This window comes from Thermodesulfovibrio aggregans, from assembly GCF_001514535.1.
Lineage (GTDB): Bacteria > Nitrospirota > Thermodesulfovibrionia > Thermodesulfovibrionales > Thermodesulfovibrionaceae > Thermodesulfovibrio > Thermodesulfovibrio aggregans.
Genome location: NZ_BCNO01000001.1, coordinates 547,203 through 570,017, shown reverse-complemented (window position 1 = coordinate 570,017; position 22,815 = coordinate 547,203). Strand labels below are relative to the sequence as shown.

The 22,815-nt window shown below is 33.6% G+C and carries 30 protein-coding genes; 21 read left to right on the top strand and 9 right to left on the bottom strand.

What is annotated here, in order from left to right:
* Window positions 1–11 precede the first annotated feature (11 nt).
* The 10 genes from mntA to TAGGR_RS02840 all read left to right on the top strand — a co-directional run bounded on the left by mntA (window position 12) and on the right by TAGGR_RS02840 (window position 7,611).
* Window positions 12–419: a type VII toxin-antitoxin system MntA family adenylyltransferase antitoxin gene (gene mntA / locus TAGGR_RS02885; RefSeq protein ID WP_059175858.1), complete on the top strand. Its 408-nt coding sequence runs from the start codon at window positions 12–14 to the stop codon at window positions 417–419.
* Window positions 406–861 (top strand): type VII toxin-antitoxin system HepT family RNase toxin, encoded by a 456-nt coding sequence (gene hepT, locus TAGGR_RS02880; protein WP_059175857.1) that lies wholly within the window; start codon window positions 406–408, stop codon window positions 859–861. The genes mntA and hepT overlap by 14 nt, the downstream gene beginning before the upstream one ends.
* Before the next feature lie 282 nt (window positions 862–1,143).
* Window positions 1,144–3,072 carry a TonB-dependent receptor gene (locus TAGGR_RS02875; protein ID WP_161936159.1) on the top strand — a complete coding sequence of 643 codons (1,929 nt, stop codon included), beginning with the start codon at window positions 1,144–1,146 and terminating at the stop codon, window positions 3,070–3,072.
* Window positions 3,073–3,095: 23 nt separating this feature from the next.
* Window positions 3,096–3,806, top strand: coding sequence for a DUF4198 domain-containing protein (locus tag TAGGR_RS02870; protein WP_059175855.1), 711 nt, complete (start codon window positions 3,096–3,098; stop codon window positions 3,804–3,806).
* A gap of 2 nt (window positions 3,807–3,808) precedes the next feature.
* Window positions 3,809–4,264 (top strand): hypothetical protein, encoded by a 456-nt coding sequence (locus TAGGR_RS02865; RefSeq protein WP_059175854.1) that lies wholly within the window; start codon window positions 3,809–3,811, stop codon window positions 4,262–4,264.
* Window positions 4,265–4,438: 174 nt separating this feature from the next.
* Window positions 4,439–5,440 carry a FecCD family ABC transporter permease gene (locus tag TAGGR_RS02860; protein ID WP_059175853.1) on the top strand — a complete coding sequence of 334 codons (1,002 nt, stop codon included), beginning with the start codon at window positions 4,439–4,441 and terminating at the stop codon, window positions 5,438–5,440.
* On the top strand, window positions 5,440–6,210 hold the full coding sequence (locus TAGGR_RS02855; protein ID WP_059175852.1) for an ABC transporter ATP-binding protein: 771 nt from the start codon (window positions 5,440–5,442) through the stop codon (window positions 6,208–6,210). Before TAGGR_RS02860 ends, TAGGR_RS02855 begins: the two co-directional genes overlap by 1 nt.
* A 10-nt stretch (window positions 6,211–6,220) precedes the next feature.
* Window positions 6,221–6,535, top strand: a complete 315-nt coding sequence (locus TAGGR_RS02850; protein ID WP_059175851.1) for a hypothetical protein — start codon at window positions 6,221–6,223, stop codon at window positions 6,533–6,535.
* Window positions 6,522–6,839, top strand: coding sequence for a vWA domain-containing protein (locus TAGGR_RS02845; protein ID WP_059175850.1), 318 nt, complete (start codon window positions 6,522–6,524; stop codon window positions 6,837–6,839). The genes TAGGR_RS02850 and TAGGR_RS02845 overlap by 14 nt, the downstream gene beginning before the upstream one ends.
* 19 nt (window positions 6,840–6,858) lie before the next feature.
* Complete coding sequence (locus TAGGR_RS02840) at window positions 6,859–7,611, top strand: methyltransferase domain-containing protein (protein ID WP_059175849.1); 753 nt, start codon at window positions 6,859–6,861, stop codon at window positions 7,609–7,611.
* Here the strand turns inward: TAGGR_RS02840 and TAGGR_RS02835 are convergent.
* Complete coding sequence (locus tag TAGGR_RS02835) at window positions 7,585–7,971, bottom strand: sirohydrochlorin chelatase (protein WP_059175848.1); 387 nt, start codon at window positions 7,969–7,971, stop codon at window positions 7,585–7,587. The two genes, TAGGR_RS02840 and TAGGR_RS02835, sit on opposite strands and share 27 nt — an antisense overlap.
* 122 nt (window positions 7,972–8,093) lie before the next feature.
* On the opposite strand from TAGGR_RS02835, the gene lgt reads away from it, so the two are divergent.
* From lgt to TAGGR_RS02820, 3 genes are read left to right on the top strand one after another with little or no spacing between them, the layout of a single operon-like run.
* Complete coding sequence (gene lgt, locus TAGGR_RS02830; RefSeq protein WP_059175847.1) at window positions 8,094–8,867, top strand: prolipoprotein diacylglyceryl transferase; 774 nt, start codon at window positions 8,094–8,096, stop codon at window positions 8,865–8,867.
* Window positions 8,864–9,298 (top strand): ClpXP protease specificity-enhancing factor SspB, encoded by a 435-nt coding sequence (locus TAGGR_RS02825; RefSeq protein ID WP_059175846.1) that lies wholly within the window; start codon window positions 8,864–8,866, stop codon window positions 9,296–9,298. The genes lgt and TAGGR_RS02825 overlap by 4 nt, the downstream gene beginning before the upstream one ends.
* Window positions 9,295–9,630 (top strand): hypothetical protein, encoded by a 336-nt coding sequence (locus TAGGR_RS02820; protein ID WP_059175845.1) that lies wholly within the window; start codon window positions 9,295–9,297, stop codon window positions 9,628–9,630. The genes TAGGR_RS02825 and TAGGR_RS02820 overlap by 4 nt, the downstream gene beginning before the upstream one ends.
* On the opposite strand, the gene phoU is transcribed toward TAGGR_RS02820, so the two are convergent.
* Window positions 9,616–10,320 (bottom strand): phosphate signaling complex protein PhoU, encoded by a 705-nt coding sequence (gene phoU / locus TAGGR_RS02815; protein WP_059175844.1) that lies wholly within the window; start codon window positions 10,318–10,320, stop codon window positions 9,616–9,618. The genes TAGGR_RS02820 and phoU overlap by 15 nt on opposite strands.
* Before the next feature lie 171 nt (window positions 10,321–10,491).
* Here phoU and pstS point away from each other — a divergent pair, with 171 nt between their 5' ends.
* Window positions 10,492–11,496: a phosphate ABC transporter substrate-binding protein PstS gene (pstS, locus tag TAGGR_RS02810; protein WP_059175843.1), complete on the top strand. Its 1,005-nt coding sequence runs from the start codon at window positions 10,492–10,494 to the stop codon at window positions 11,494–11,496.
* 45 nt (window positions 11,497–11,541) lie between these two features.
* Here the strand turns inward: pstS and aroD are convergent, their stop codons facing one another.
* The 5 genes from aroD to TAGGR_RS02785 all read right to left on the bottom strand — a co-directional run bounded on the left by aroD (window position 11,542) and on the right by TAGGR_RS02785 (window position 15,285).
* Complete coding sequence (gene aroD, locus TAGGR_RS02805) at window positions 11,542–12,222, bottom strand: type I 3-dehydroquinate dehydratase (protein ID WP_059175842.1); 681 nt, start codon at window positions 12,220–12,222, stop codon at window positions 11,542–11,544.
* 91 nt (window positions 12,223–12,313) lie between these two features.
* Entirely contained in the window at window positions 12,314–12,688 is a 375-nt protein-coding gene (locus tag TAGGR_RS02800; protein ID WP_059175841.1) for a response regulator, read from the bottom strand.
* Window positions 12,689–12,698: 10 nt separating this feature from the next.
* The gene (locus tag TAGGR_RS02795; RefSeq protein ID WP_059175840.1) at window positions 12,699–13,415 is read right to left on the bottom strand and encodes a metallophosphoesterase family protein; all 717 of its coding nucleotides are present in this window, start codon (window positions 13,413–13,415) and stop codon (window positions 12,699–12,701) included.
* 8 nt (window positions 13,416–13,423) lie between these two features.
* On the bottom strand, window positions 13,424–14,593 hold the full coding sequence (locus TAGGR_RS02790) for a ceramide glucosyltransferase (RefSeq protein WP_059175839.1): 1,170 nt from the start codon (window positions 14,591–14,593) through the stop codon (window positions 13,424–13,426).
* A gap of 2 nt (window positions 14,594–14,595) precedes the next feature.
* Window positions 14,596–15,285 carry a PHP domain-containing protein gene (locus TAGGR_RS02785; protein WP_059175838.1) on the bottom strand — a complete coding sequence of 230 codons (690 nt, stop codon included), beginning with the start codon at window positions 15,283–15,285 and terminating at the stop codon, window positions 14,596–14,598.
* A 161-nt stretch (window positions 15,286–15,446) separates the two neighbouring features.
* On the opposite strand from TAGGR_RS02785, the gene TAGGR_RS02780 reads away from it, so the two are divergent.
* The 4 genes from TAGGR_RS02780 to TAGGR_RS02765 are packed head-to-tail and all read left to right on the top strand — an operon-like array spanning window position 15,447 to window position 19,094.
* Window positions 15,447–16,190 carry an EAL domain-containing protein gene (locus TAGGR_RS02780; protein ID WP_059175837.1) on the top strand — a complete coding sequence of 248 codons (744 nt, stop codon included), beginning with the start codon at window positions 15,447–15,449 and terminating at the stop codon, window positions 16,188–16,190.
* Window positions 16,180–17,184 carry a GGDEF domain-containing protein gene (locus tag TAGGR_RS02775; RefSeq protein ID WP_059175836.1) on the top strand — a complete coding sequence of 335 codons (1,005 nt, stop codon included), beginning with the start codon at window positions 16,180–16,182 and terminating at the stop codon, window positions 17,182–17,184. Before TAGGR_RS02780 ends, TAGGR_RS02775 begins: the two co-directional genes overlap by 11 nt.
* Window positions 17,177–17,872, top strand: coding sequence for a sensor histidine kinase (locus TAGGR_RS02770; RefSeq protein WP_153000424.1), 696 nt, complete (start codon window positions 17,177–17,179; stop codon window positions 17,870–17,872). Before TAGGR_RS02775 ends, TAGGR_RS02770 begins: the two co-directional genes overlap by 8 nt.
* On the top strand, window positions 17,820–19,094 hold the full coding sequence (locus TAGGR_RS02765; RefSeq protein ID WP_059175834.1) for a glycoside hydrolase family 1 protein: 1,275 nt from the start codon (window positions 17,820–17,822) through the stop codon (window positions 19,092–19,094). The genes TAGGR_RS02770 and TAGGR_RS02765 overlap by 53 nt, the downstream gene beginning before the upstream one ends.
* Window positions 19,095–19,110: 16 nt before the next feature.
* On the opposite strand, the gene TAGGR_RS02760 is transcribed toward TAGGR_RS02765, so the two are convergent.
* On the bottom strand, window positions 19,111–19,713 hold the full coding sequence (locus TAGGR_RS02760) for an IS256 family transposase (RefSeq protein ID WP_059175833.1): 603 nt from the start codon (window positions 19,711–19,713) through the stop codon (window positions 19,111–19,113).
* A 161-nt stretch (window positions 19,714–19,874) separates the two neighbouring features.
* Between TAGGR_RS02760 and pstC the strand changes: the two genes are divergently transcribed.
* Genes pstC through pstB form a run of 3 tightly spaced genes read left to right on the top strand, consistent with a single transcriptional unit; the run spans window position 19,875 to window position 22,395 of the window.
* Window positions 19,875–20,804, top strand: coding sequence for a phosphate ABC transporter permease subunit PstC (gene pstC / locus TAGGR_RS02755; protein WP_059175832.1), 930 nt, complete (start codon window positions 19,875–19,877; stop codon window positions 20,802–20,804).
* Window positions 20,801–21,640, top strand: coding sequence for a phosphate ABC transporter permease PstA (gene pstA / locus TAGGR_RS02750; protein ID WP_059175831.1), 840 nt, complete (start codon window positions 20,801–20,803; stop codon window positions 21,638–21,640). Before pstC ends, pstA begins: the two co-directional genes overlap by 4 nt.
* Window positions 21,637–22,395 (top strand): phosphate ABC transporter ATP-binding protein PstB, encoded by a 759-nt coding sequence (pstB, locus tag TAGGR_RS02745; protein WP_059175830.1) that lies wholly within the window; start codon window positions 21,637–21,639, stop codon window positions 22,393–22,395. The genes pstA and pstB overlap by 4 nt, the downstream gene beginning before the upstream one ends.
* Here pstB and TAGGR_RS02740 read toward each other — a convergent pair.
* On the bottom strand, window positions 22,392–22,811 hold the full coding sequence (locus TAGGR_RS02740; protein ID WP_153000423.1) for a Tim44 domain-containing protein: 420 nt from the start codon (window positions 22,809–22,811) through the stop codon (window positions 22,392–22,394). The two genes, pstB and TAGGR_RS02740, sit on opposite strands and share 4 nt — an antisense overlap.
* Between the last annotated feature and the right edge of the window lie 4 nt (window positions 22,812–22,815).

Genomic DNA, 22,815 nt, shown 5'->3' with positions numbered 1-22,815 from the left:
ATAATATCCCTATGGTTTTACCAATGAAAAAATTTGACGAAGAAAAGCTTAAATCTCTTGGTGTGGTTGCCATATTAATTTTCGGGTCTTTAGTTGAAGGCACATTCCACATAGGAAGTGATATTGATTTTGCAGTATTGTTTAGAGATAAAACTTTACCTATGAAAGAACCTGTAAAGGTATATGGAGAAATTTACAGTGAAATTTCAAAAAACTTTGATGGAAAGATTGACATTGTTTATTTACATGAAGCTCCACTAAGTCTTCAATTCAATGCTGTTACAGAAGGTAAGTTGTTATTCTGCTCTGATACAGAGTTTTTCAGTGAATATAAAGACAGAGTTATAATGCAGTATCTTGATTTTCAATACTTTGAAAATATATTTAAGGAGTCACTGTTAGCTGATGAGCAAACATAGACCAATAAATGTCTCAAAAATGATAAATATTCTTTCACAGATTCATGAGGCTTTGGAAGAAATGGAGACTTTAAAAAGAATAAATAAAGATGAATTCGTCAAAGATAAAAGAAACTACATTGTGGCAGAACACTATTTAAGAAGAGCACTTGAATGCATATTAACAATTGGCAGCCATTTGCTTTCTCGATTGGAAGTAAAAACAAAAGATTATCAGGAAATAATAGTGAGTCTCGGTAGATATGGTCTTATTCCTGAGGATTTTGCCGAAAAAAATAAAAATCTTGCAGGATACAGGAATAGACTTGTTCATATTTACTGGGAAATAACTCCTGAAGAGCTTTACACAGTAATAAATCAGCATTTTGAGGATATTTCAAATTTTTACAGTTATTACAAAGAGATAATAAAAAATCCTGAAAAATATGGATTTCATAAATAATATTGACATAATTCTTTCAATTTTGTTTTAATATTTTTTACCCAAGAAGGGTAAACAAGGTCATGAAGGCCGTGCAAGGGAGTGTATCCCTTACACGGCTTTTTTTATGAATCAGACTCATGAAGGGTCTTAAGCCTCTCTGAAGGGAGCAAAGATATTGAAAAAATTTTTTAAGGAGGGGCTTAGATGATTTTTCAGACTCTTTTATGTATCATGTTTGTTTTATGTTTTGTTTTGCCTGTTTTTGCCGAGGAAAAGGAGGAAAAGCTTGAGGAGATTGTGGTGGAAGAGAAGAGAATTATCAAAGAAAAATCATCATTATCTCTTAGTGCTGAATCTCTTCCAGCTAATGTAAATGTTTTAACTAAAGAGGATATTAGTAATTTAGTCACTCCGAGGCATGAAGAAATCTTCAGAAAAATTCCAGGTCTTTACGTTGAAAATTACGGACAGGGGGATATCGGTTCTGCCTTAACTATGAGAGGACTGGGTGGTGGTGGAGGAGGCAAAAAATATGTAGCTACTTATATTGACGGTGTTCCGCAAAATTATCCAATATATTTTGGAGACCATATTCTTTCATGGCTTATTCCTGAAATGATTGAAAAGATTGAAATTATTAAAGGACCTTTTTCTTCTTTATGTGGAGATAATGCTATCGGAGGTTGTATTAATATAATTACTAAAGAGTCTGATTTATCAAGCATAACAGGCTCTGCTGGAAGTTATGGTAGTTTCAGGTTTATTCCAATCTTTAGTTACGATAAATTTAAAACAATACCCTTTATCCTTGGTGAGTATTATAGAACAGACGGCTTTAGAGATAATTCCGACTATGAAAGATATAACTTTTTTGGTAAATTATCTTTTCCATTGAGCGAAGATAAAATCTCTTTTAGAGTTAATTATTATGATGCTGATTGGAATGCTCCTGGATTTCTATCAAAAACAGAATTGGAAAGAGGCATAGTTAGCAGGAAAACTACTTTAACACCAGATGATGGTGGAAATAGTAGGATTTTCTCTATTGTTGTCAGTTATTCTCCTCAAAAATCAGAAAAGGGATTATATATAAATGCATACTATACAAATATTAAATTGAACAGGTATGTTGCGCATCGTGTGTATAGTTATTCTCCAGTTAACCAAGAGGCAAGAATATTTAACACAAAAACCTCAGGTTTTAAAGCTTATTATAACCTTATAATTAATGAAAACATCAGTTTAACCCCTGGTTTTGAACTAAGATATGATGATGGATATTATCAGAGATATCCTACAACAAAAAGAAATAAATCAGGAAAATACACACAATACTGGGATGCGGAGTATCTACAGAATGCTTTATTCATACAAGGTCAGGTAAAACCTTTAGATTTTTTGAAAATAATAGGTGGATTGAGATTTGATAGATTTGACTATGATGTAACTAACCATGTAGTATCAGATAATTCGGGAGAAGGGCATACATCTATTTTTAGTCCTAAAATAGGATTAGTGATTTCTCCTACTAAAAACTTTGATATTTTTGCAAATTGGTCAATGGGAGCTCGAGCACCTTATATAAATGAAGTATCTCCAGCAAAATCATCTCAAAAGAAAAATTTTGATCTTGAACCAGCAAAAGTTTCATCTTGGGATATAGGATTTAATACATTTATTTTTGATAAAATTCAGTTTTCCTTTGATTATTATCAAACTGATTTAAAAAGGGAAGTAGCTATAATAAATAATGAACCCGTAAATATTGGGAATTCAGAGAGAAATGGAATTGAGCTTGAAACAAAAATATTTTTACTACCTGAATTATCATTATATGGAAGTTATTCATGGGTAGATGCAAAAGTAAAAAATCCTCAAAACCCTGGACAGGATAAAGTAATAGATGTCCCAAAAGACATATTTAAAATAGGAATAGAATTTTCAAAGGAATTCAACAGGAACGAGAAGTTATATGGTGATCTAAACTATTATTATATATCTGGTAAATACTACTATATAGGAAAAAATCCCTCTGCTGTAAAGGGACCAGTTTTTGATAAATATACGCTCAATCTTAATTACAAAGTGAAAAAATTGAATTATTTTTTATCTACTGTATATACGCCAAGAAAATATTCATCAGAGATAACATGGCTTAATGAGAATGAAATTATGATAAATCCACAACCTCAATGGGATTTTACAATCGGATTAAAATATGAATTTTAAAAATCTAAAGAAGGAGGATTGATATGTTAAGAAAACTTATTTTTTTGAACATCCTTTTAGTTTTAACATTTTTATTTTCTTTATCAGTGCAGGCACATGATTTTTGGATTGAAAAAAAGGCTGAAAAGTTTTTTATTATTTCTGGACATGAAAATACGACCGAAGGATATAACCCGGATAGAGTTAGAAAATGGATTGTCTTTGATAGTAAAGGTAGAAGTATTAAAGTTAATCTTTCAAAAACCGAAGATGGAGCATATTTTTCAGAGAATGGAAAGGATATTGGATTAATCAATGTGTTTTTTGATAACAAATACTGGGTTAAAACTACTGAAGGATGGAAAAACATTGGCAAGAGAGAGGCACTAAAAAGTGGTTATCAGATAATTGAATCTGGGAGATCTTATAAATTTGCAAAATTTTTAAATAAGTGGAATGATAAATTTACTAAACCATTGAAGACAAAAATTGAGATAATTCCTTTAAATAATCCCTTCAATTCAGATGTTTTAAGAGTAAAAGTTTTACTTGATGGTAATCCTTTCAGAGAAGCTCCAATATTTTTGAATGCTTCTCATGAAGAAAGTTTAAAAACAGACCTTGATGGTATGGCAAGTATTCAGCTACAAAAGGGCAGGAACATAATAAGTGTAACAACAAAAGTTCCAGCTAAAAATGATCCTGATGGAGATGTTATTTATCTAAGAGCTTCATTGTCTTTTATTAAGGAGTGAAAATGAAAAAAAGTAGTATTTTGTTGTTTTTATTATTTGCATTATTCTTATCCTCTTCAAACTCTAATGCTCATGGTATTGACTATGAAATATTGGATAATAAAGTCATTGCAATTAGAGTAACCTATTCTTCTGGCGAACCTTTGAGTTTTGGTAGTTTTGAAATTCTTGGTCCAGATGAAAAAATTATCCATCAAAAAGGGAGAACTGATAAAAATGGAATTATCACGTTCCTTCCTGATAAAAAGGGGATATGGAAAATTACTGTCACAGATGAAACTGAGCATGGATTGCATAAAAGGTTAATAGAAATCAAAGTAGATGAAAATTTTACTGTTGAATCCAGGAAGAGAGAATTTTCTGATAAATATATTAAAATTATAGCAGGAATAGGATTTATAATGGGACTCTTTGGAGCGTTTGCCATTTTAAAAAATCGGAGGAAATTACAAAAATAAAACTTTGTTCAAGAAAAACTTGAAAGGGAGGTGTTTTAGTAAAGCCGAAAGGATATTTTATAAGTTTATTTCAGAACAATCTACAAGACAAAAAAATGTTTTTTATGGTTTCTTATACAGAAATTTTGATAGAGTAAACAGGATATTTTAAAATTTTAGATAAAATTGGAACTAATGAAAACTATTAAAGCGATTTTAATTCTGCTCTCACCTTTATTAATTGGCTGGTTTGCACTTTTTTTAGGTGCCTATGGAGTCACGCCTGGTATGGTTTTAAAGATTCTGCTTAATGAAACCCTTCATGTTTTCGATATTGGCGATATTCCAGAAAAAGCAATCATTATTGATATAAGGCTTCCAAGAGTTATTCTCGCAGGTCTTGTTGGTGCAGCTTTGTCTGGTGCAGGGGTTACTCTTCAGGGTATATTCAGAAACCCACTTGTTGACCCCTTTATTCTTGGTGTTTCAGCAGGTGCAGCCTTTGGATGTGCCATAACAATTGGATTTTTAAGCTATCTTCCCATTCAGTTTATGGCTTTTGTATTTGCGGTAGCATCAGTTGTAATCTCCTACACTGTTGCAAGAACGCAGGGTGAGGTATCCCGTCTTCCTCTTATTCTTTCAGGCGTGATTGTTTCAGCATTTTTTACAGCAATGGTTTCAATTGTAAAGTTTCTTGTAGACCCACATAAACTTCAGAGCATTGTCTACTGGCTGATGGGAAGCTTTTCCCTTGCTGACTGGAACACTGTGAAGGTGGCAGGCATTGGAGTTTTTGCTGGAATTTTCCCAATTTTTCTTATGAGATGGAGACTTAATGTTATGAGCATGGGAGAAGAGGAAGCTAAATCTCTTGGCGTGAACATATCAAGGGATAGGATTTTATTCATAGGATTTTCAACTCTTGCAGTAGCGGTTGCTACATCTGTTACTGGAATTATTGGATGGGTGGGGCTCATGGTTCCCCATCTTGTAAGAATGCTCACGGGACCTGACCATAAAACTCTGCTTCCATTGAGTCTTACAGCAGGAGCCTCTTTTATGATTTTAGCTGATACTGTCTCAAGAACCCTTACAAGCTTTGACATTCCTGTTGGAATAATAACTGCAATTACTGGCGCACCATTTTTTATTTACCTGATGAAAAGAGGCGGAAAGGAAGCTTGGGGTAAGTAATGCTTGAGGTCAAAGATTTATCTTTCAAACATAAAGGTGAAAGCAGGGATGTTCTTAAAGAAATAAGCTTTAGAGCTGAAAAAGGTGAAATTACAACGATTCTTGGACCGAATGGCTCAGGGAAGACAACGCTTTTTAAATGTATATCAGGACTGTGGAAGCATTACAGAGGTGAGATTATTTTTGATGGAAAAGCAGTTGACAGGCTTTCATTTAGAAAGAGGGCAAGAATTTTTTCAGTTGTTCCGCAGGAGCATGAGCCACCTTTTCCATACTCTGTTTTTGATGTAGTTTTAATGGGAAGAGCAAGCTATGTTGGAGTTTTTTCATCACCAGGGAAAAAAGATTATGAAAAGGTGAATGAAGCTCTGGCTATTGTTGGAATTGAACATCTTAAAGATATCCCTTACACAAAAATAAGCGGGGGTGAGCGTCAGCTTACACTAATTGCAAGAGCAATAGCCCAGGAATCACCTGTAATGCTTCTTGATGAGCCAACCAGTCATCTTGATTTTAGAAATCAGATAAATGTGATAAAAAAAATTAAGGAAATTGTTAAAGACAGGCAATTGACTGCTGTTATGACCCTTCATGACCCGAATCTCTCAGGATTTTTCTCAGATAAAGTGGTGGTAATTAATTCAGGAGCAAAGGTTGCAGAAGGTAGACCATCTGATATTATTACTGAGGAACTCATTAAAAAGGTCTATGGTGTTGATGTAAAAAGAAGTTTTATTGATGGATGGAGTATAATATGTCCGTTATTGTAGGAGGATTTATATGCTTAAGATTGTAGCAATTGTCTGGCAAAGCTACTATAATATGCTTCTTAAGGCATCAAAAGATATAAAGGATTTTTCAGTTAAAGTTTACTCTGTTAGAGCACTTGAAAATGAAAGACAAAAGCTTGAGGATGCTTTAAAAGAACTTGATGATGCAGATATTGTCTTTTTCTATCGTTCAAATGAGTCTGTATGGGAAGAGATTGAAAGGAAAGTAAAAGAAGGTGGCATTAAAGGCAAAATTGTTTGTCTTGGTCATGACCCTTCATACTGGACTCTGTCAAATTGGAGCAGGACTCTTGGAAGCCTATAAGTTAATGAAAATAATGTATTTCAAAGAGCCTCAGTCTCGTATGCTGATATTTATTATTACAGATGGAAAGGCTAATGTATCATTAAGTGATATCCCTGTTTTTGAAGAACTTAAAAGTATCTGCTTTATGCTGAAAGATTTTCCTCAATCGGATTTCATAGTTATTGATACAGAAAAAAAGGATAAATTTATGACAATGAATTTAGCAAGCAAAATCGCTGAGTGGCTTAATGCAAGATATTTTTTAATGGATGAACTTAAAAGCGAAAATCTTATAGGAATTGTAAAAAACTACAAAATTTAAACTGTGTTAAAATCAGATAATGAAACCTCTTAAGTTTTATTTTGATAAAGCTGTTGATAGTTACGAAAAAATTGGGATTTTACAGAAAAAGATTGCTCTTGAACTTTTAAGAAAAATTGAAACTGGTAAATACTCCTGCATTGTTGAAATTGGTAGCGGGAAAGGGTTTCTAAGTATACCTTTGAATGAGATTTTGTCTTTTGAAAAATATATTCATGTTGATATTTCTTTAGAATTTTTAAAAAAACTTAAAACAAATTTAAAAGGTAAGCACCTTTTTATTAATGCCTGTGCAGAAGATATACCTTTAAAAGAAAATCTTGCAGATTTAATAGTCAGTTGTTCGGCACTTCACTGGATTAAAGAACCTGAAAAAAGCTTTATCAAAATTTTTGATATTCTTAAAAAAGGGGGGCAGTTCTATTTTTCTATTTTTACTTCAAATAGCTTGAAAGAGTTAAAAATGATATCAGAAATTTCTGGTTTTGGTTCTGTTTTTTCTTTAAAAAAAGCTGAATTTTATATTGAACTTATTAAAAGCTTAGGATTTTCCTTTGATTATGAGCTAAAAGTATATCAAGAAATCTACAATTCACCAAAAGATTTATTAATTTTTCACAAACTAACAGGAACAAATTATACTGAAAGTAAAAAATTTTCTGGGAAAAATTCATTCAAAAAATTTTGTGAAACCTACAAGAAATTGTTCAGTAATCATCATGGAGTTTACGCAACTTACGAAGTTTTATTTATAAGAGGAAAGATTGAATAAAACTTCTTCAATTCTTTCTTTCACTGCATAAATCAATTTCTCATGAAGACCGAGCGGTTTTGTACAATATATTTCAATATCAGGATAACTTTTTCTAAATTTTTCAATGATTTCTGGGATGCTGAAACTTACATGAATTCCTGAAAAAAGAAAAAGAGGATGAATTATAATTCTTTGAGCTTTTTCCTCTATACATTTTAAAAGAACTTCTTCTAATGAAGGATTGCCATGTTGAAGATAGGCATATTTTACCTGTTCAGGTTTCATATTAAGAGTTTCTGCAAGATTTTTTGTAAACTCTTTGAGATTATTCGCCTCTCTCTTAGAACTTCCATGAACAACAATAATTATTTTTTCCATCTGAGTTTAATCTTCCAGTTCGCATATTGATAGTTATTTTAATTTTTGCTGAACAAGTATATAAAAAAGAAACTCAAATTTTCAAGGTATTTATGCTAAAATGAATTATACATTGAAAGAGTATGATACCTTATCCAAATATAAGTCCTGAAATTGTAAAAATAGGCCCTCTTTCCATTCGCTGGTATGGATTAATGTATCTTATAGGGTTTATATGCTCCTATCTCATTGTAAAGAGAGAAATCAAGCGAAGAGGATTGAGAGTTGAGAAGGATTTTCTTGAAAATCTTTATTTTTATCTAATTCTTGGGCTTCTTTTAGGTGCCCGCCTTGGATATGTAATATTTTATAATCTACCCTATTACATAAATCATCCTCTGGAAGTTTTTGCCATATGGCAGGGAGGGATGTCATTTCACGGTGGACTTATAGGTGTAATAGTTTCAGCATGGCTTTTTACAAAAGCTAAAAAATTTGATTTTTTCACCCTTACAGACATGCTTGTTTTAACTGCTCCAATAGGACTTGGACTTGGCAGAATCGGTAATTTCATAAATGGAGAGCTTTATGGAAGAATAACTGATGTTCCATGGGCAATGGTTTTTCCTGAAGGTGGCCCTCTACCAAGACATCCAAGTCAGCTTTATGAGGCAGCACTTGAAGGTTTTGCACTTTTTGTTATTTTATGGTTTCTAAAAGACAAATTCAATCGCTCCGGGATAGTCTCATCATTATTCTTAATTTTATACGGTCTATTTCGCTTTTTTGTAGAATTTTTCCGTGAACCTGATCCTCAAATTGGCTACATCTTAGGAATCTTTACAATGGGACAGGTTTTATGTAGTATTATGATAGTGTCTGGATCAGGTTTACTCTTTTACAGGAGCAGAAAGTGATTGAGCTTACAGATGAATTAATTAAAAGGCTTAATGAACTAAAAAAACATACATTCTTTGAATTACTTGAACTTGCTGGAAGAGTTTTTATAGTTGTTGACTATGATGAAAATGTTGTGATAGGTAAGAGAGGATTTCTTCCAGAGGAAAAAGAAAGAGGACTTGTTCTGGTATTCAACCAGAGAATGAAATTTCAATGGAGCGAAGATGCACTAACAGCAACCCTTGTATTTGGTAACATACCAGAGAAATGCTACATTCCAGTAAATTCTATTGCAGCAGTATTTTCACCGGATCTAAGAGTTCAACTTACTGTACCAATTTTTAAACTTTCCAAGCAGGAAGAGACTACAAAAACAGAGGAAGAAACTTCCAAAAAAGATAAAAACTTAAATGTCATCAATATTTCTGAACTAAGAAAGAAAAAATGAGCATGGAAAAACATTTAAAAGAATTTTTAGTTTTTCAGCTTAAACAAAAACTTGGCAGAATTCAGCAACAGTTAGAACCAGTGGAAAAACCACCCCCTGATTTAAAAATTTTAAGCTATGGAATGGTTATAGGCTACATTGACATAGTTACAGAAAAAGAGATTGCTCCTGAGAGAATTAACAAATGGAAGGAGTTGCTCTCTGTAGGAAATAAATTAACTATCTTGCTTCCTAAGGAAGAAAAACTTAAAATAACAGAGATTCTGTGGAAAGAGGGAATTGCTGAAAAGGTAAGCATCGGAACATATGAGATAAATCTATTTCTGCCTTGATATAAAGTCCTCTAAACAAAGCTTGTGTATTTCCTCTGTGACAAAGCTACCTCTTATCATTTTTCCCTCAACCATGTAAATAACCATTTCAGCTATGTTGGTTGCATGATCTGCAATTCTTTCGAGATATTTAGCAATAAACATTCTTTTAAGGGCGAGCGGGATAATATTTGGATTCTTTATCATAAGTCCAAAAAGCTCATTATGATTATTCTGCAGTAGTTCGTCAACTTTATCATCTCTTTTTATGACATCATAACACATATCAACATCTTCCTTAACAAAGGCATTTATTGCATCTTCTACCATGCTTTCTGTGATTTCAGCCATTTTAGGGATATTTACAAAAGGTTTTAAAAAAGGCTCCTGCGCAAGTTCAATTGCTCTTTCTGCAATATTTACTGCAAAGTCACCCATTCGCTCAAGATCAGTGCTTATTTTCATTGCAGTGGTAATAAATCTCAAATCCTTTGCCATAGGCTGCCTCAGAGCAATAAGTCTAATGCATTCTTCATTTATATCAACCTCAAGTCCATTAATTAAATTATCCCTTGATATGACCTGTTTCGCAAGATTAATGTCTCTATCAATCAATGCTTTAACAGATTTCCTTATTCCTTCTTCCACAAGGCATCCGAGTATAAGTATTTTCTCCTTGAGTTTTCTCAGTTCATTGTCTAAAATTCCCATTACTGCCTCCTTGTTTGGGTAATTTAAAGCATTTTAACAATTTTTAGTGTCTAATTGGTAGCCTTTTAACAAAAATTTAATTTTGCTGTAACTTTGTTTTAACAAAGTCTGTGATATTATTTAAAAAAGAAAGGGACATGATCCCGGAAAAATATCAAAAAGGAGGGTTTTATGCGGTACTTATCCTTAGTTTGTTTCATTGTATTGCTTTTTAGTTTCACGCTGGCACATTCTGCAGAAATGATCAATGGGGCTGGAGCTACTTTCCCTTATCCACTTTATTCAACCTGGGCAGCAAATTATCACAAAGTAACAGGAATTAAAATCAACTATCAATCAATTGGCTCTGGTGGCGGAATCAGACAGATTACAGAAAGAACAGTTCATTTTGGTGCATCTGATATGGCACTTAAACCTGAGGAATTAGAAAAATCAGGTCTTCTTCAGTTTCCTGCTGTGATAGGTGGAGTTGTGCCAGTTGTTAATATTCCTGGCATTACTTCTAATGCTCTGGTTCTTGATGGAACTACAATGTGTGAGATATTTCTTGGTGAGATTAAACAGTGGAATGACCCAAAAATCAAGGCATTGAATCCAAATCTTCAGTTGCCTGAAAAACCTATCACAGTTGTGCATCGCTCTGATGGTTCAGGAACAACTGCCATTTTTACGCATTACCTTACAACTGCATGTAAAAAATGGGCAGATTCAGTAGGTTATGGAACATCTGTAAGCTGGAAGACAGGTCTTGGTGGCAAAGGTAATGAGGGAGTGGCCAATTATGTAAAAAGAACTCCCTATTCAATTGGATATGTTGAGTTTGCATATGCCCTTCAGAATAAACTTTCTACCGTAAAGCTTAAAAACCCAGCAGGGCAGATTGTAACACCTGATTTTCAGAGTTTTGCTGAAGCAGCAGCCACTGCAGACCTTGACCCTAAAAAACACTTCTATGCCTGGATGACAAATGCACCTGGTAAGAAAGCATGGCCAATCACTGGTGCGACATACATTCTTCTTGCAAGAGAGAAAACAGATGTTAACAAATCCGTAATAAAATTCTTCGACTGGGCTTTTACAAATGGAGATGAAACTGCTAAAAAACTTGATTATGTACCTTTGCCAAAATCTGTTAAGGATAAAATAAAAGCTTACTGGAAAACATACATAAAGTAATATCCCTTTCTTTAAGCCCGAAGATGTCCTCTTCGGGCTCGTTATTTACTTTCTCAACCCAATTTTTTTAAAGATACTCGCCATATCACTCAGAGAAATCTGTCCTGGAGCTGAAGATATATTCAAACTGGCATAAGTAATAAGAGAGCCCAAAAAAGGGAAGATTACTCTCGTTGGTTTTCCTTTCTCTCCCATTCCAATTACAACAATGTTCTCATGTTTTTGTTTCAATAGAAAAATGGTAAGTCTTTCAATATCCTCTTTTTCATTTACCATTGTGGCAATCTTAACAATATCTGCACCAAGCCTTTTGCCTTTTTCAAAGACCATTTCCAGTTCATCTAATGAAGGAGTCAAATCAAATCTATGATAGGAAGCTATGAGTTTTATGTTGTGTTTAAAACTAATTTTGCGTAGAGTCTCTGCTTCATCAGAGAAAATCTCTATATCAAAGAAGTCACAAAAGGGAATTAATCTAACATATACATCAAGTCTATCAGGAATGTCTCTTTTGCCACCCTCTTTTATTGCTCTTATTGTACAGAGAAGAGGAAGATTAAACTTTGTTTTTGCAATAGAAAAAATTTTCTCAACTTCCTGAGTATTCTCAAACATATCAACCCGCAATTCAATAAGATCAGCTTCAGTTAATAATTTTCTGTCTAAGGATAAAACATCTCTATCATTTAAAACTACAGCTATAGCTGGTATATTTATTAGACTCATACTGAAAAGTTTATCAGTTTAACAAACAAAAATCAAATGAGATCACTCGGGAAAAAACCCGAGCAATCTCTTCTGTTGGGAGGAGGGGGGGCTAATGGGCTTTTTTGATGTGATGGGAAATTTTTTTATAAAGCAGGAAAACATCACCCTTTGCAATGTAGTCTCTAACCTGCTTCTGAAGAACCAATCTTTTCAACAAGCTCTCTTCAAGAGATGAATAAAATATAACTGGAATTCCGTCTGCCCTTACACTTTGTTCAAACAAATCGTACAGTCTATCTCCTGAAAGAGCTGGCATATTTACATCAAGAAGAACCAAATCAGGTTTAAATGTCTTAATCATTTTTGTTGAGCCTAACCAGCCCAGGTTCTCAATAACGGTGTAACCAGCCTTTTCAAGAAGTTCTTTTGTAACTCTCAGGTCTTCTTCTTTGTCATCGATTAATAAAATTTTTCCTCTGTTCATTTTTGCCCTCCTATTTTGCTTTCATAAGTTTTATAGCAAAGTATGTGGGGAGACCCCTTTCAATGATTGAATCAACAACTTTTTTAATGTCATACTCTTTTCTGATGAATTCTACCTTGACAGTATCCCTTAAAATATCAATAATGCAAACACAGGTTCTCGGATCACCATCCTTTGGTTTTCCTACACTTCCAGCATTTATAAAGTATTTTCCATTGAGCTGTTTAAAATAGGGTATATGTGTATGTCCATAAATCATAACATCTGCTCCAGCTTTTTTAGCCATGAGAAGAAAAAATTTGTCCTGCCTTTGTTCATACCAGTAAAGATTATTCTTGGTAGGTGTAGCATGAAAGATACTAATTTTTTTACTCTCAACTTCAAAATCAACCCTAAAAGGAAGACTCTTCATGTATTCTCTTGCCTTTTCATTTACATTTTTCTTTGTCCATTCAAAGGAAAGATGAGCCATCTCTGCCTGAAAGTCATCTTCATACTTACAACCACAGTGCTCTTTATTAAAGGCAACTGCCTCATCATAATTACCTTGAACTCCAGGGATATTATTCTCAATTAAAAAATCAACAACCTCATTTACAAAAGGGGCATATCCACCAAGGTCACCAAGATGAAAAATTTTCTCGGCACCACTTTTTTGAGCAACCTCATAGGCTACTTTGAGTGCTTCCATATTGCCATGAATATCTCCAATAACTGCAATTCTCATCTTGTCTCCTAAGAAATAAATGCTTCCTTGAATTTAACAAATATATTCTTTATACTCCAAGAGTTTCTTTGCTCAAAAAGCACTGTATCTTTTCCAATTTTATAGATATTATCCCTCCACATTAACCTGCTTGAAAAAAGCGGAACAACCCATAAAAAACCAATTAAAAGATCTTTAATGGGAATAAGTAAGCTGGAAAAACCAATTTTGAAGTTTACAAGCCTGGCTACATATACATCAATCAAAATCTTGTATAGACAGGCAATAAAGAAAAAGGCTATTGATAGTCTTGTAAAACCTTCCAAAACAGGAACAAGTGCTGCTAAAAATAAAGGATTATTTATTGGCTCTACAAAATACTTAAAGCCAGCAATCTTCCATCTGATTTTTGCCCACCTTGTGTGTCTGTTCAAAAACCTTCTAATTGACCAGTATTCGTTTACATTTTTAATTAAATAATTTGAGAGAACTACCTTTTTACCATGCTCATGAATTAATTTTCCGATAATGTAATCTTCTGCAAGAACATTACTTACAGCATTGAGTCCGCCAATCTCTTCAAAATCTCTTTTTCTCATTAGCATTGATTTACCGATGCTACAGGGCATTTTCAAAAACTTGTCAAGAAAACAAACACTTAGCAGAATAAAGGAATTAAGCTGAAGATTTTCAAGTAGTGCACCAATGCTTTTACCTCTAACTCCTACTATTAAATTTGTAACAAGTCCTGTGTTTTCATCCATTGCAGAAACTGTTTTTCTTAGATAATCCTTATCCACATATACATTGCTATCACTTATTAAAAAATATTCATACTTTGACTCTCTGTAGGCAGATAGCATGTTCTTTACCTTTGGATTTAATGCCCTTGAAGAGTTGTCAACTACGATCCTGACAATATCTGGATACTTCTTTCTGATTTTTTCTGCTACCCTGTAAGCTGGATCGTTGTGATCCTGCAAAGACAGTATGACCTCATAAACCGGATAATCCTGCTTACAGAAACTCTCAAGATTGTCAAAAAGATTATCATCAAGCCCTTTAAGAGGCTTGATAATTGACACGGGCGGATTAAAATCAGATGAATGACTCTCTTTTAGTTTTTTTCTAAGTGCTAAAATCTGAACCAGATAGGCTGTGAAACTCAGAGAAATAACTAATAAAATAATCGTTAACATTTTTACCCCCTAAAAAGTGTTATTGCTACGCCTTTGTTGTTCTTTATACAGTTTTTGACTGACTCGACATTTTTATCGCAATTAAGAAGTGTTTTCCAAGAGTAAAGATGTCTTGGTTTGTGAAAATCGCTATTTGCTATATAGGGATATTTTTTTAGGCTTACAACCCTGAAAACATCATCTCTGTTTGCAATCTCCCAGGCATCTATGTATTTGCCGTATTTTTGTCTGTTTTTCCATAGATAAAGCGTATTCCTTATCTCACCTTTCATGTGATGGGGATGGCAGGCAATCACAAGGGCATTCTGTTTTTTTGCTTGCAGAAATATTGACTCATAACTGTCACAGGCTGGAATAAAATCCTTTATATCAATTATCAGTAAATGAGCTGATTTTTCAGAGGAAAGATAGTTCTTGCTTATCTCAACTCCTGGAATAACGAGCATTTCATATTTATTCCATGCTCTTTCTGCTTCATATTTTATGTTTTCAATGTATTCGTCAAAATTTTTCTCAGTAATTGTAAAGCGGAATCTGTATGCAAGTTTGCCAATCATGCTGTCCCCATTTACGACATGATCTGTGATGGCAATTACATCAAAACCTGCCTGTCCAAAAATATCAATGACTTTTCTTAATTCCATTGAGCCATCTGAGTATTTGGTATGAATATGAAAGTCGCATAAAAGCATATTTTTAGTTTAATGATAGCTAATTCAGGTTACAGGAATATTAAATTAATATTAAATTTCTGTTAAATTTTTGCGAAAAATTAACATTTTTTTAACATTTTTTTAAAAATGCTGTAACAATTTTCTGCTATCATCTATAAAAATGCTCTTTGGAGGGAAAAATGCTACAACTACAGGCTGAACTAAATGAAGTCAAAACTACTTATGCTGCGCTAACAGTCCACTTTCAGCCTATTTTTGCAGCAAAGACAGGCAAAATCTTCGGATACGAAGCTCTTGCAAGGCACAGAACAAAACGAATTGATATTAAAAAATTATTTGAAAATGCGAAGACAGATGGTTCTCTTTATTTTCTTGACATGATATGTAGAAGAAATGCAATGAAAGAGGCAAAAGCTCAAAAATTAGAAAACTATCTTTTTATAAATGTTTGTCCAGAAACTTTACTTCATCCCAATCACGAAATAGGGTTAACCGATAGATTTGCTGAGGAGTTTGAGCTTTCAAAGGAAAAAATCGTGCTTGAGATTACTGAACATACAATGATTGAAAACTATGAAGTTTTTCTTAAAGCCATAGATTATTACAAAATCCGAGGATATAAAATAGCAATTGATGACTTTGGTGCGGGTTTTGGTGGTCCAAAGCTTTTTACTTTAGTCGAGCCAGATATGGTAAAGATAGATAGATACTTCATATCAGGTTTAAAGAAAAACTCTTTTTGTAGAGATTTCATTGCCTTCACAGTAGATATTTGCCATAAAAAGGACATAATGGTATTAGCAGAGGGAATAGAAACCCAGACAGAGTTAATTGAAATTTTAAAGCTCGATGTTGACCTTCTACAGGGTTATCTTCTTGGAATGCCAGCTCCAAATATCATAAAAAAAAGCAATGGTAGTTAAGAGTGAAATAGACATTCTCAATCTACTAATCGGTGATATTGCTGAAAGCATTTCTCCAATTCTATGGGATTGTTCAGTGACAGACGCCTTTTTTAAATTTATGAAAGATGAAAAGTTAAATCTGATTTCAGTAGTAAATGAGAAGGGAGAAGTAGTTGGTCAACTAGTTAGAATGAGATTTCTTGAGAAAACTGTACTCGGGAGATTCGGTTACGGAATTCATCTTAATGCAAGAAAAAAGATATATGAAGTTATGGAAAAACCCTCTTTGATTATTGATTATTATCTCACCATAGAAGAAGCTTCCATGCTTGTTCAGACAAGAAAAATGGAAAACATTTACGATGATATAATAGTTACAAAAAATAATGTTTATTACGGAACTCTTCCAATAAATATTCTTTTGAATTTTTTAACTCAAAAAACCATTATGCTTGCAAGAGAATCTAATCCTCTCACAGGTTTGCCTGGAAATTGGGCAATAAAGAGAGAGATTGAAAAGAGAATTTTATATGGAAAATTATTTGATATAGCTTACATAGATATAAATAACTTCAAACCCTATAATGACTACTACGGATTTGAAAAGGGAGATAAAGTAATTATTACACTTGGAGAGATTCTTCATAACATATCAAAGAAAAATCCTTTAATATTTGTTGGACACGTAGGTGGAGATGATTTCATTATTCTTACAGATGTAGATGAAGCAAAAACCATATGTGAAGAACTCATAGAAGCCTTTGAAAAAAATTTATTTTGTTTTCATGGTGATGATTTTCATAAGGGATACTACATATCAAAAAATAGGAAAGAAGAGACAGAAAAGTTTCCTCTTCTTTCCATTACCTGTGCTATTGTAAGCAACAGAAATGGAAAAATATCTTCATTCGCCCATTTAGCATCAATTGCTTCAGAAGTTAAAGCTGAAGCAAAAAGAAGGTCAAGATTACATAAAAGATCAATAATTTTTGAAGATAGAAGAAATGACTGAGAGAAAAACATCTGATTTATCACTTTTCTTTCATGAACTTAAATCACCAATAAATGCAATAATTAATGTTGCAAAATTACTTGAACTAAGCCTGACTGAGATGGATAAAGATAAAATAAAAAACTACATATCTTTGCTACTTTCTCAGGCAGTTTACATGAAAAATTTAATAAGTAATACATTGGAAATAGGCAAAATTCAAAGTGGTAAGACAGAGTTATTTCTTGAAGAATTTGATATTGTTGAACTGCTTTACGAAATCTACGAGTGGACTAAAATTTTAGTTGCCACTAAACCCATAGAAATTGTGTTGAATTGTAGTGTAAAGAATTTTTCTGTCTATTCAGACCCCATTAAACTAAAACAGATTCTATTAAACATAACATCAAACGCAGTGAAATTTACTGATAGAGGCTTTATTACAATCACTCTGGTTGTTGAAGAAAATTTTGTCAAAATAGTTATATCTGACACTGGAAAGGGAATTAAAAATTTAGACACTAAAAGTCTATTTCAGCCTTACTGCTCACTTGATTCCTTTAATAAAAAAATGCATGATAGCACAGGACTTGGATTATATATATCCAAATCTTTACTTGATTTAATTGGAGGAAAAATTTCCATTGAAAGTGAATATGGCAGGGGAACAACAGTCTCAATCAGAATACCTAAAAAATTCAAAGCGTAACTTTCTATGGGGAGTTGCTACATCAGCCTTTCAACTTGAAGGCTCTCCCTATGCTGACTGGTCTACCTGGGACAGTATATTTAATCTGAATCCAAAGGTAACGAATCACTATGAACTATATAGAGAAGACATCAAACTAATTAAAAACCTTGGTGTCAATGCCTACAGATTTTCCATTGAATGGAGCAGAATTCAGCCATCAGAGGACTACTGGAACAAGGATGTAGTCAAACATTATCAGAAAGTTATTGATCTTCTTAATGAGAATAATATAATTCCGATGATTACTCTTCATCACTTCACTCATCCAGTTTGGTTTATAAAAAAGTATCCATGGCACACAAAAAAATCTATTGAAAAGTTTAAGGAGTATGCGGAAAGACTTATTGAAAATATTAAGGGAGTTGATTATTGGATCACCTTCAATGAACCCTATCTTCTTATTCTGGGAGGATATATAGAAGGATGTATTCCTCCAGGGTATAAGGATTTAGAGCTTGCTTTAAAAGCCTTAAGAAATATTCTAATATGTCATAGTGAAATTTACGAACTCCTTCATATGAACAACAAAAATGCCATGGTTAGTATAGCCCATAACATGGCGGTCTTTGCCCCCTGGCTTAAGTGGAATCCCTTTGATAGATTAATAAAAAAAATAGCAAAACACTTCTATAATCACTCAATTATAGAGGGATTTCTCACTGGCAAAATAATTCTGCCTATTCCATTCAAAAAAACAGTGGAATTAGACCTACCAATTAAAAATAAACTTGACTTTTTTGGAATAAACTACTACACAAGGGTCCACATGCGATTTAATCCCCTGAAAAAACTTTTAATAGAGTTAAGACACAGAGATATTGATGGATATGGACTTACTGATATGGGATGGGAGATATATCCAAAGGGTTTGAAAAAAGTACTCAGATATGCTTCAAAACTAAATGTTCCCCTCATTATTACTGAAAATGGAATTGCCACAAAAGATGATAACAAAAAAATAAAGTTCATTAAAGCCCATATTGATGTCCTTGAAAGTGCAATAAAAGAAGGAATTGATGTAAGAGGATATTTTTACTGGTCATTGATTGACAACTATGAATGGCTTCACGGTCTTGATGCAAGATTTGGACTTTACAGAGTTGACTTCAGAGACTACAAAAGAATTCCAACCAAAGCTGCTGCCTTTTATTCTTACATCATTAAATCAAGAAAATTCTAAAAATTAGTCGGTAATGTCAATAATTTTGTGTAAATTCATAAATAGGTGTATTCCTCCATTTTTCGTTTAAATGGCTTATCACTGCAAAAATTATTCTTTCAATACTTTCAACATTATTAAAACAACTCATAGTTCTCGTTCTTCGCCTTACTTCCCTAAATGCCCTCTCTATTATGTTTGTTGTTCTTAACTTCTTCCATAAACTCTTCGGAGTCTTGTAAAAAGCTGTCAATTGCTCCCAGTTCTTCCTTATACACTCTACTGCTTTAGGATAAAGTCTACCCCACTTGCTCTCCCATAACTGAAAGTTTCTCTTTGCCTCTCTTAAATTCTCTGCACTATATATTTTCTTAGCTTCAAAAAGACATTCCTTTTCATCTTTCAGGATTATGTATCTCTTCCAGTATCCATTCCTACGGTAAACTCTCTCTGGGGTTCTTTCATATTTTTGAGCCCCTGTAAGTGCTGTTATCTCCTCTTGTAATGCTAATTCAATAAACTTTTTCTTCATTAACTTCATTTTTTGTTCAAATTCTTCCCAGAAAGATTCATTAAAATTACTGTTGAATTCTTTCCATAAATCTGGTAATCTTAAATTAGTTAAAGGTTTTTCTTTCATGGATGTATTCCTCCTTTCTTTGTTTGATTTTTGGTTAATTTAATGGAGGATACACCCTCTTTTATTGCTCTGTCAATTTTACACATAAAAAATTTTACACTACCAATTAGTCCCTCAGATTGTAACATTGCTGTAACATAATTTTAATATAATAGTAGGAAATGTCCATACAAAAAAGCAAAATTCTTGATTTCGGATTTCTGGTATTTACAGCAGTTACAGCTTTTAGTGTTATTATAATCAGTGCTGGAATTTTTTTAGTTCTTTTCAAAGAATCTCTTCCCGCAATGAATAGGTTCGGATTTGAAGAATTTATCTTTTCAACTGAATGGGACCCAGTTCAGGAAGTCTTTGGTGCATTGCCTGCATTAACTGGAACACTGATTACAGCTTTTTTAGCCCTGCTTCTTGCTACACCAATAGCAATCGGAATAGCAATATTCATCACTGAAATAGCACCTCCTTTTTTGAAAGGCATCATAGGCACGAGCATAGAGCTTTTAGCTGCAATCCCAAGTATTATTTACGGAATGTGGGGACTTTTCACCCTTGCCCCAATAATGAGTCAGTATATAGAGCCCTTTTTTCAGTCAACAATCGGTAAAGTCCCCTTAATTGGAAAACTTTTTGAAGGAACACCTCTTGGTGTTGATCTTTTTACTGCAAGCATCATTTTAAGTATCATGATTATTCCTTTTACAGCATCATTAGCAAGAGATTCTTTTAATCTTACACCGGCAGTGCTTAAAGAGTCTGCATATGCAATGGGAGCTACAAAATGGGAAGTAGTAAAAGATGTGGTCATGCCCTATTCAAAATTAGGAGTTCTTGGTGGAGTTGGACTTTCTCTTGGAAGAGCGTTGGGAGAGACAATGGCAGTTGCCTTTGTTCTTGGAAACTTGAATCAGATTCCGAAATCTCTTTTTGAAGCTGCAGCAACAGTTACCGTAAAGCTTGCCAATGAATTTACAGAAGCTGATAAAGACATTTATTTAAGCTCCCTTTATTATCTTGCCTTTCTCTTATTTATTATGAGCTTTGCAATTCTTGCAATAGCAAAAGCTTTTCTTGTAAGGGCAGAGAAAAGATGATCATGAAGAGAAGAAAAATATTGAGCGGCATAGCACTTTTTGTATGTTTTCTTACAGCTTTGTGGGGTATATTCTGGTTATTTTTTATAATCATTGATGTTTTAAGACACGGTATAACTGCAATAAATCCTGCTTTATTTCTAAATGACCCTGCTCCACCAGGTGAACAAGGTGGAGGCTTACGAAATGCCTTTGTAGGACACCTTATGATTACCATATGTGCAACACTAATTGGTGTTCCAGTGGGAGTTCTCGGAGGCACCTTTCTTGCAGAGTATGGAAGAAAGTATAAAATTTCAAAAGTAATAAGCACTCTTGCTGATATTATGGTCAGTGTTCCTGCAATAATTGTTGGTGCTTTTGTCTATGCAGTTATAGTTAAGCCTCTTGGACACTTCAGTGGATGGGCAGGTGCTGTATCTCTTGGTATCATTATGATTCCTACGGTATTAAGAACAACTGAAAACATGCTCTCTCTTATTCCCTGGACATTAAGAGAAGCTGCCTTTGCTTTGGGAGCTCCGTACTATAAGGTAATTATTCAGGTTGTTTATCGTGGTGCAGCAACTGGAATTTTAACGGGAATTATTCTTGCAATTGCAAGGGTTACAGGAGAAGCAGCTCCACTTCTGTTTACATCATTTAATAACACATTTTTCTCACTAAATATGAATGAACCAATAGCATCCCTTACTGTAACCATATTCCAGTATGCAATGGGACCCTATGAAGACTGGCATACCCAGGCATGGGGTGCCTCTTTGATGATAACTGTTTTTATTTTACTGGCAACAATAACTGGAAGATTGCTTATAAAAAGGAGGTATAAAGATTGACACCGGAAATTGTGGTAAAAGATCTTAATTTTTACTATACTGGAAACATTCACACTCTTAAAAACATAAATATGACGGTTTATAAAAATAAAGTTACAGCACTTATCGGACCAAGTGGTTGCGGAAAGACAACTTTGCTTAGATGTTTTAATAGGATGCATGACCTTTATGCAGGCAATAGATATGTAGGGGAAATAATTTTTCAAGGAAAAAACATTCTTTCAAAAGATACAGACCTGATTGAATTAAGAAGCAAAATTGGTATGGTATTCCAGAAACCTACGCCTTTTCCTATGACAATCTTTGAAAACATTGCCTACGGATTAAAACTTAAAGGAATAAAAAACAGAACAGAACTAAAACACAGGGTAGAAAAAGCTTTGAAAGATGCAGCATTATGGGATGAAGTAAAAGACAAGCTTAATACAAGTGCCTTTGGACTGAGCGGAGGACAGCAGCAACGCCTCTGCATTGCAAGAGCACTGGCAGTGGAGCCTGAGATTATCCTATTTGATGAGCCAACAAGTGCCCTTGATCCTATTTCAACAGGAAAGATCGAAGAACTTATTGTGTCATTGAAAGACAGAGTAACCATAATAATTGTTACCCACAATATGCAGCAGGCAGCAAGAATTTCTGACTGGACTGGATTTATGATGCTTGGTGAACTCATTGAATACGATAAAACTGACAAAATATTCACTGTTCCATCAAACAAATTAACAGAAGAATATATCACTGGTAGATTTGGTTAATCAGGATATCTAAAAGGATTTCCTCTAAGAATTTTTTCAACCCGTGGTGGATTACCTTTCATCAAAAATATTGCAAGTCCTCTCTCTTCTGTCTCATTGCCAATATAGCTCCATTTTCCATTCCATGAAACATAAAGTCTGTAGCCATCATTTTCCATCTCTACAAGAACTGGTGTGAATTCAAGCTCTGCCCTGTCAAAAGGCTTTATTGATGCAACTATCTCTCTGTATGCAGACTCAGAACAGTATTGTCTTATGCCAGAGTTATCTTTATTTTGATAGGCCTGCCTTATTTGCTCTACAACTTTAAATGCCTCTGTTGTATAAAGATACTCGGTAGATGGCTGTTTAGTCTGTTTTTTGCCTCCGCAAGCAAAAAGAAGTAAGATTAATAAAAAGATCATAATTTTTTTCATAACT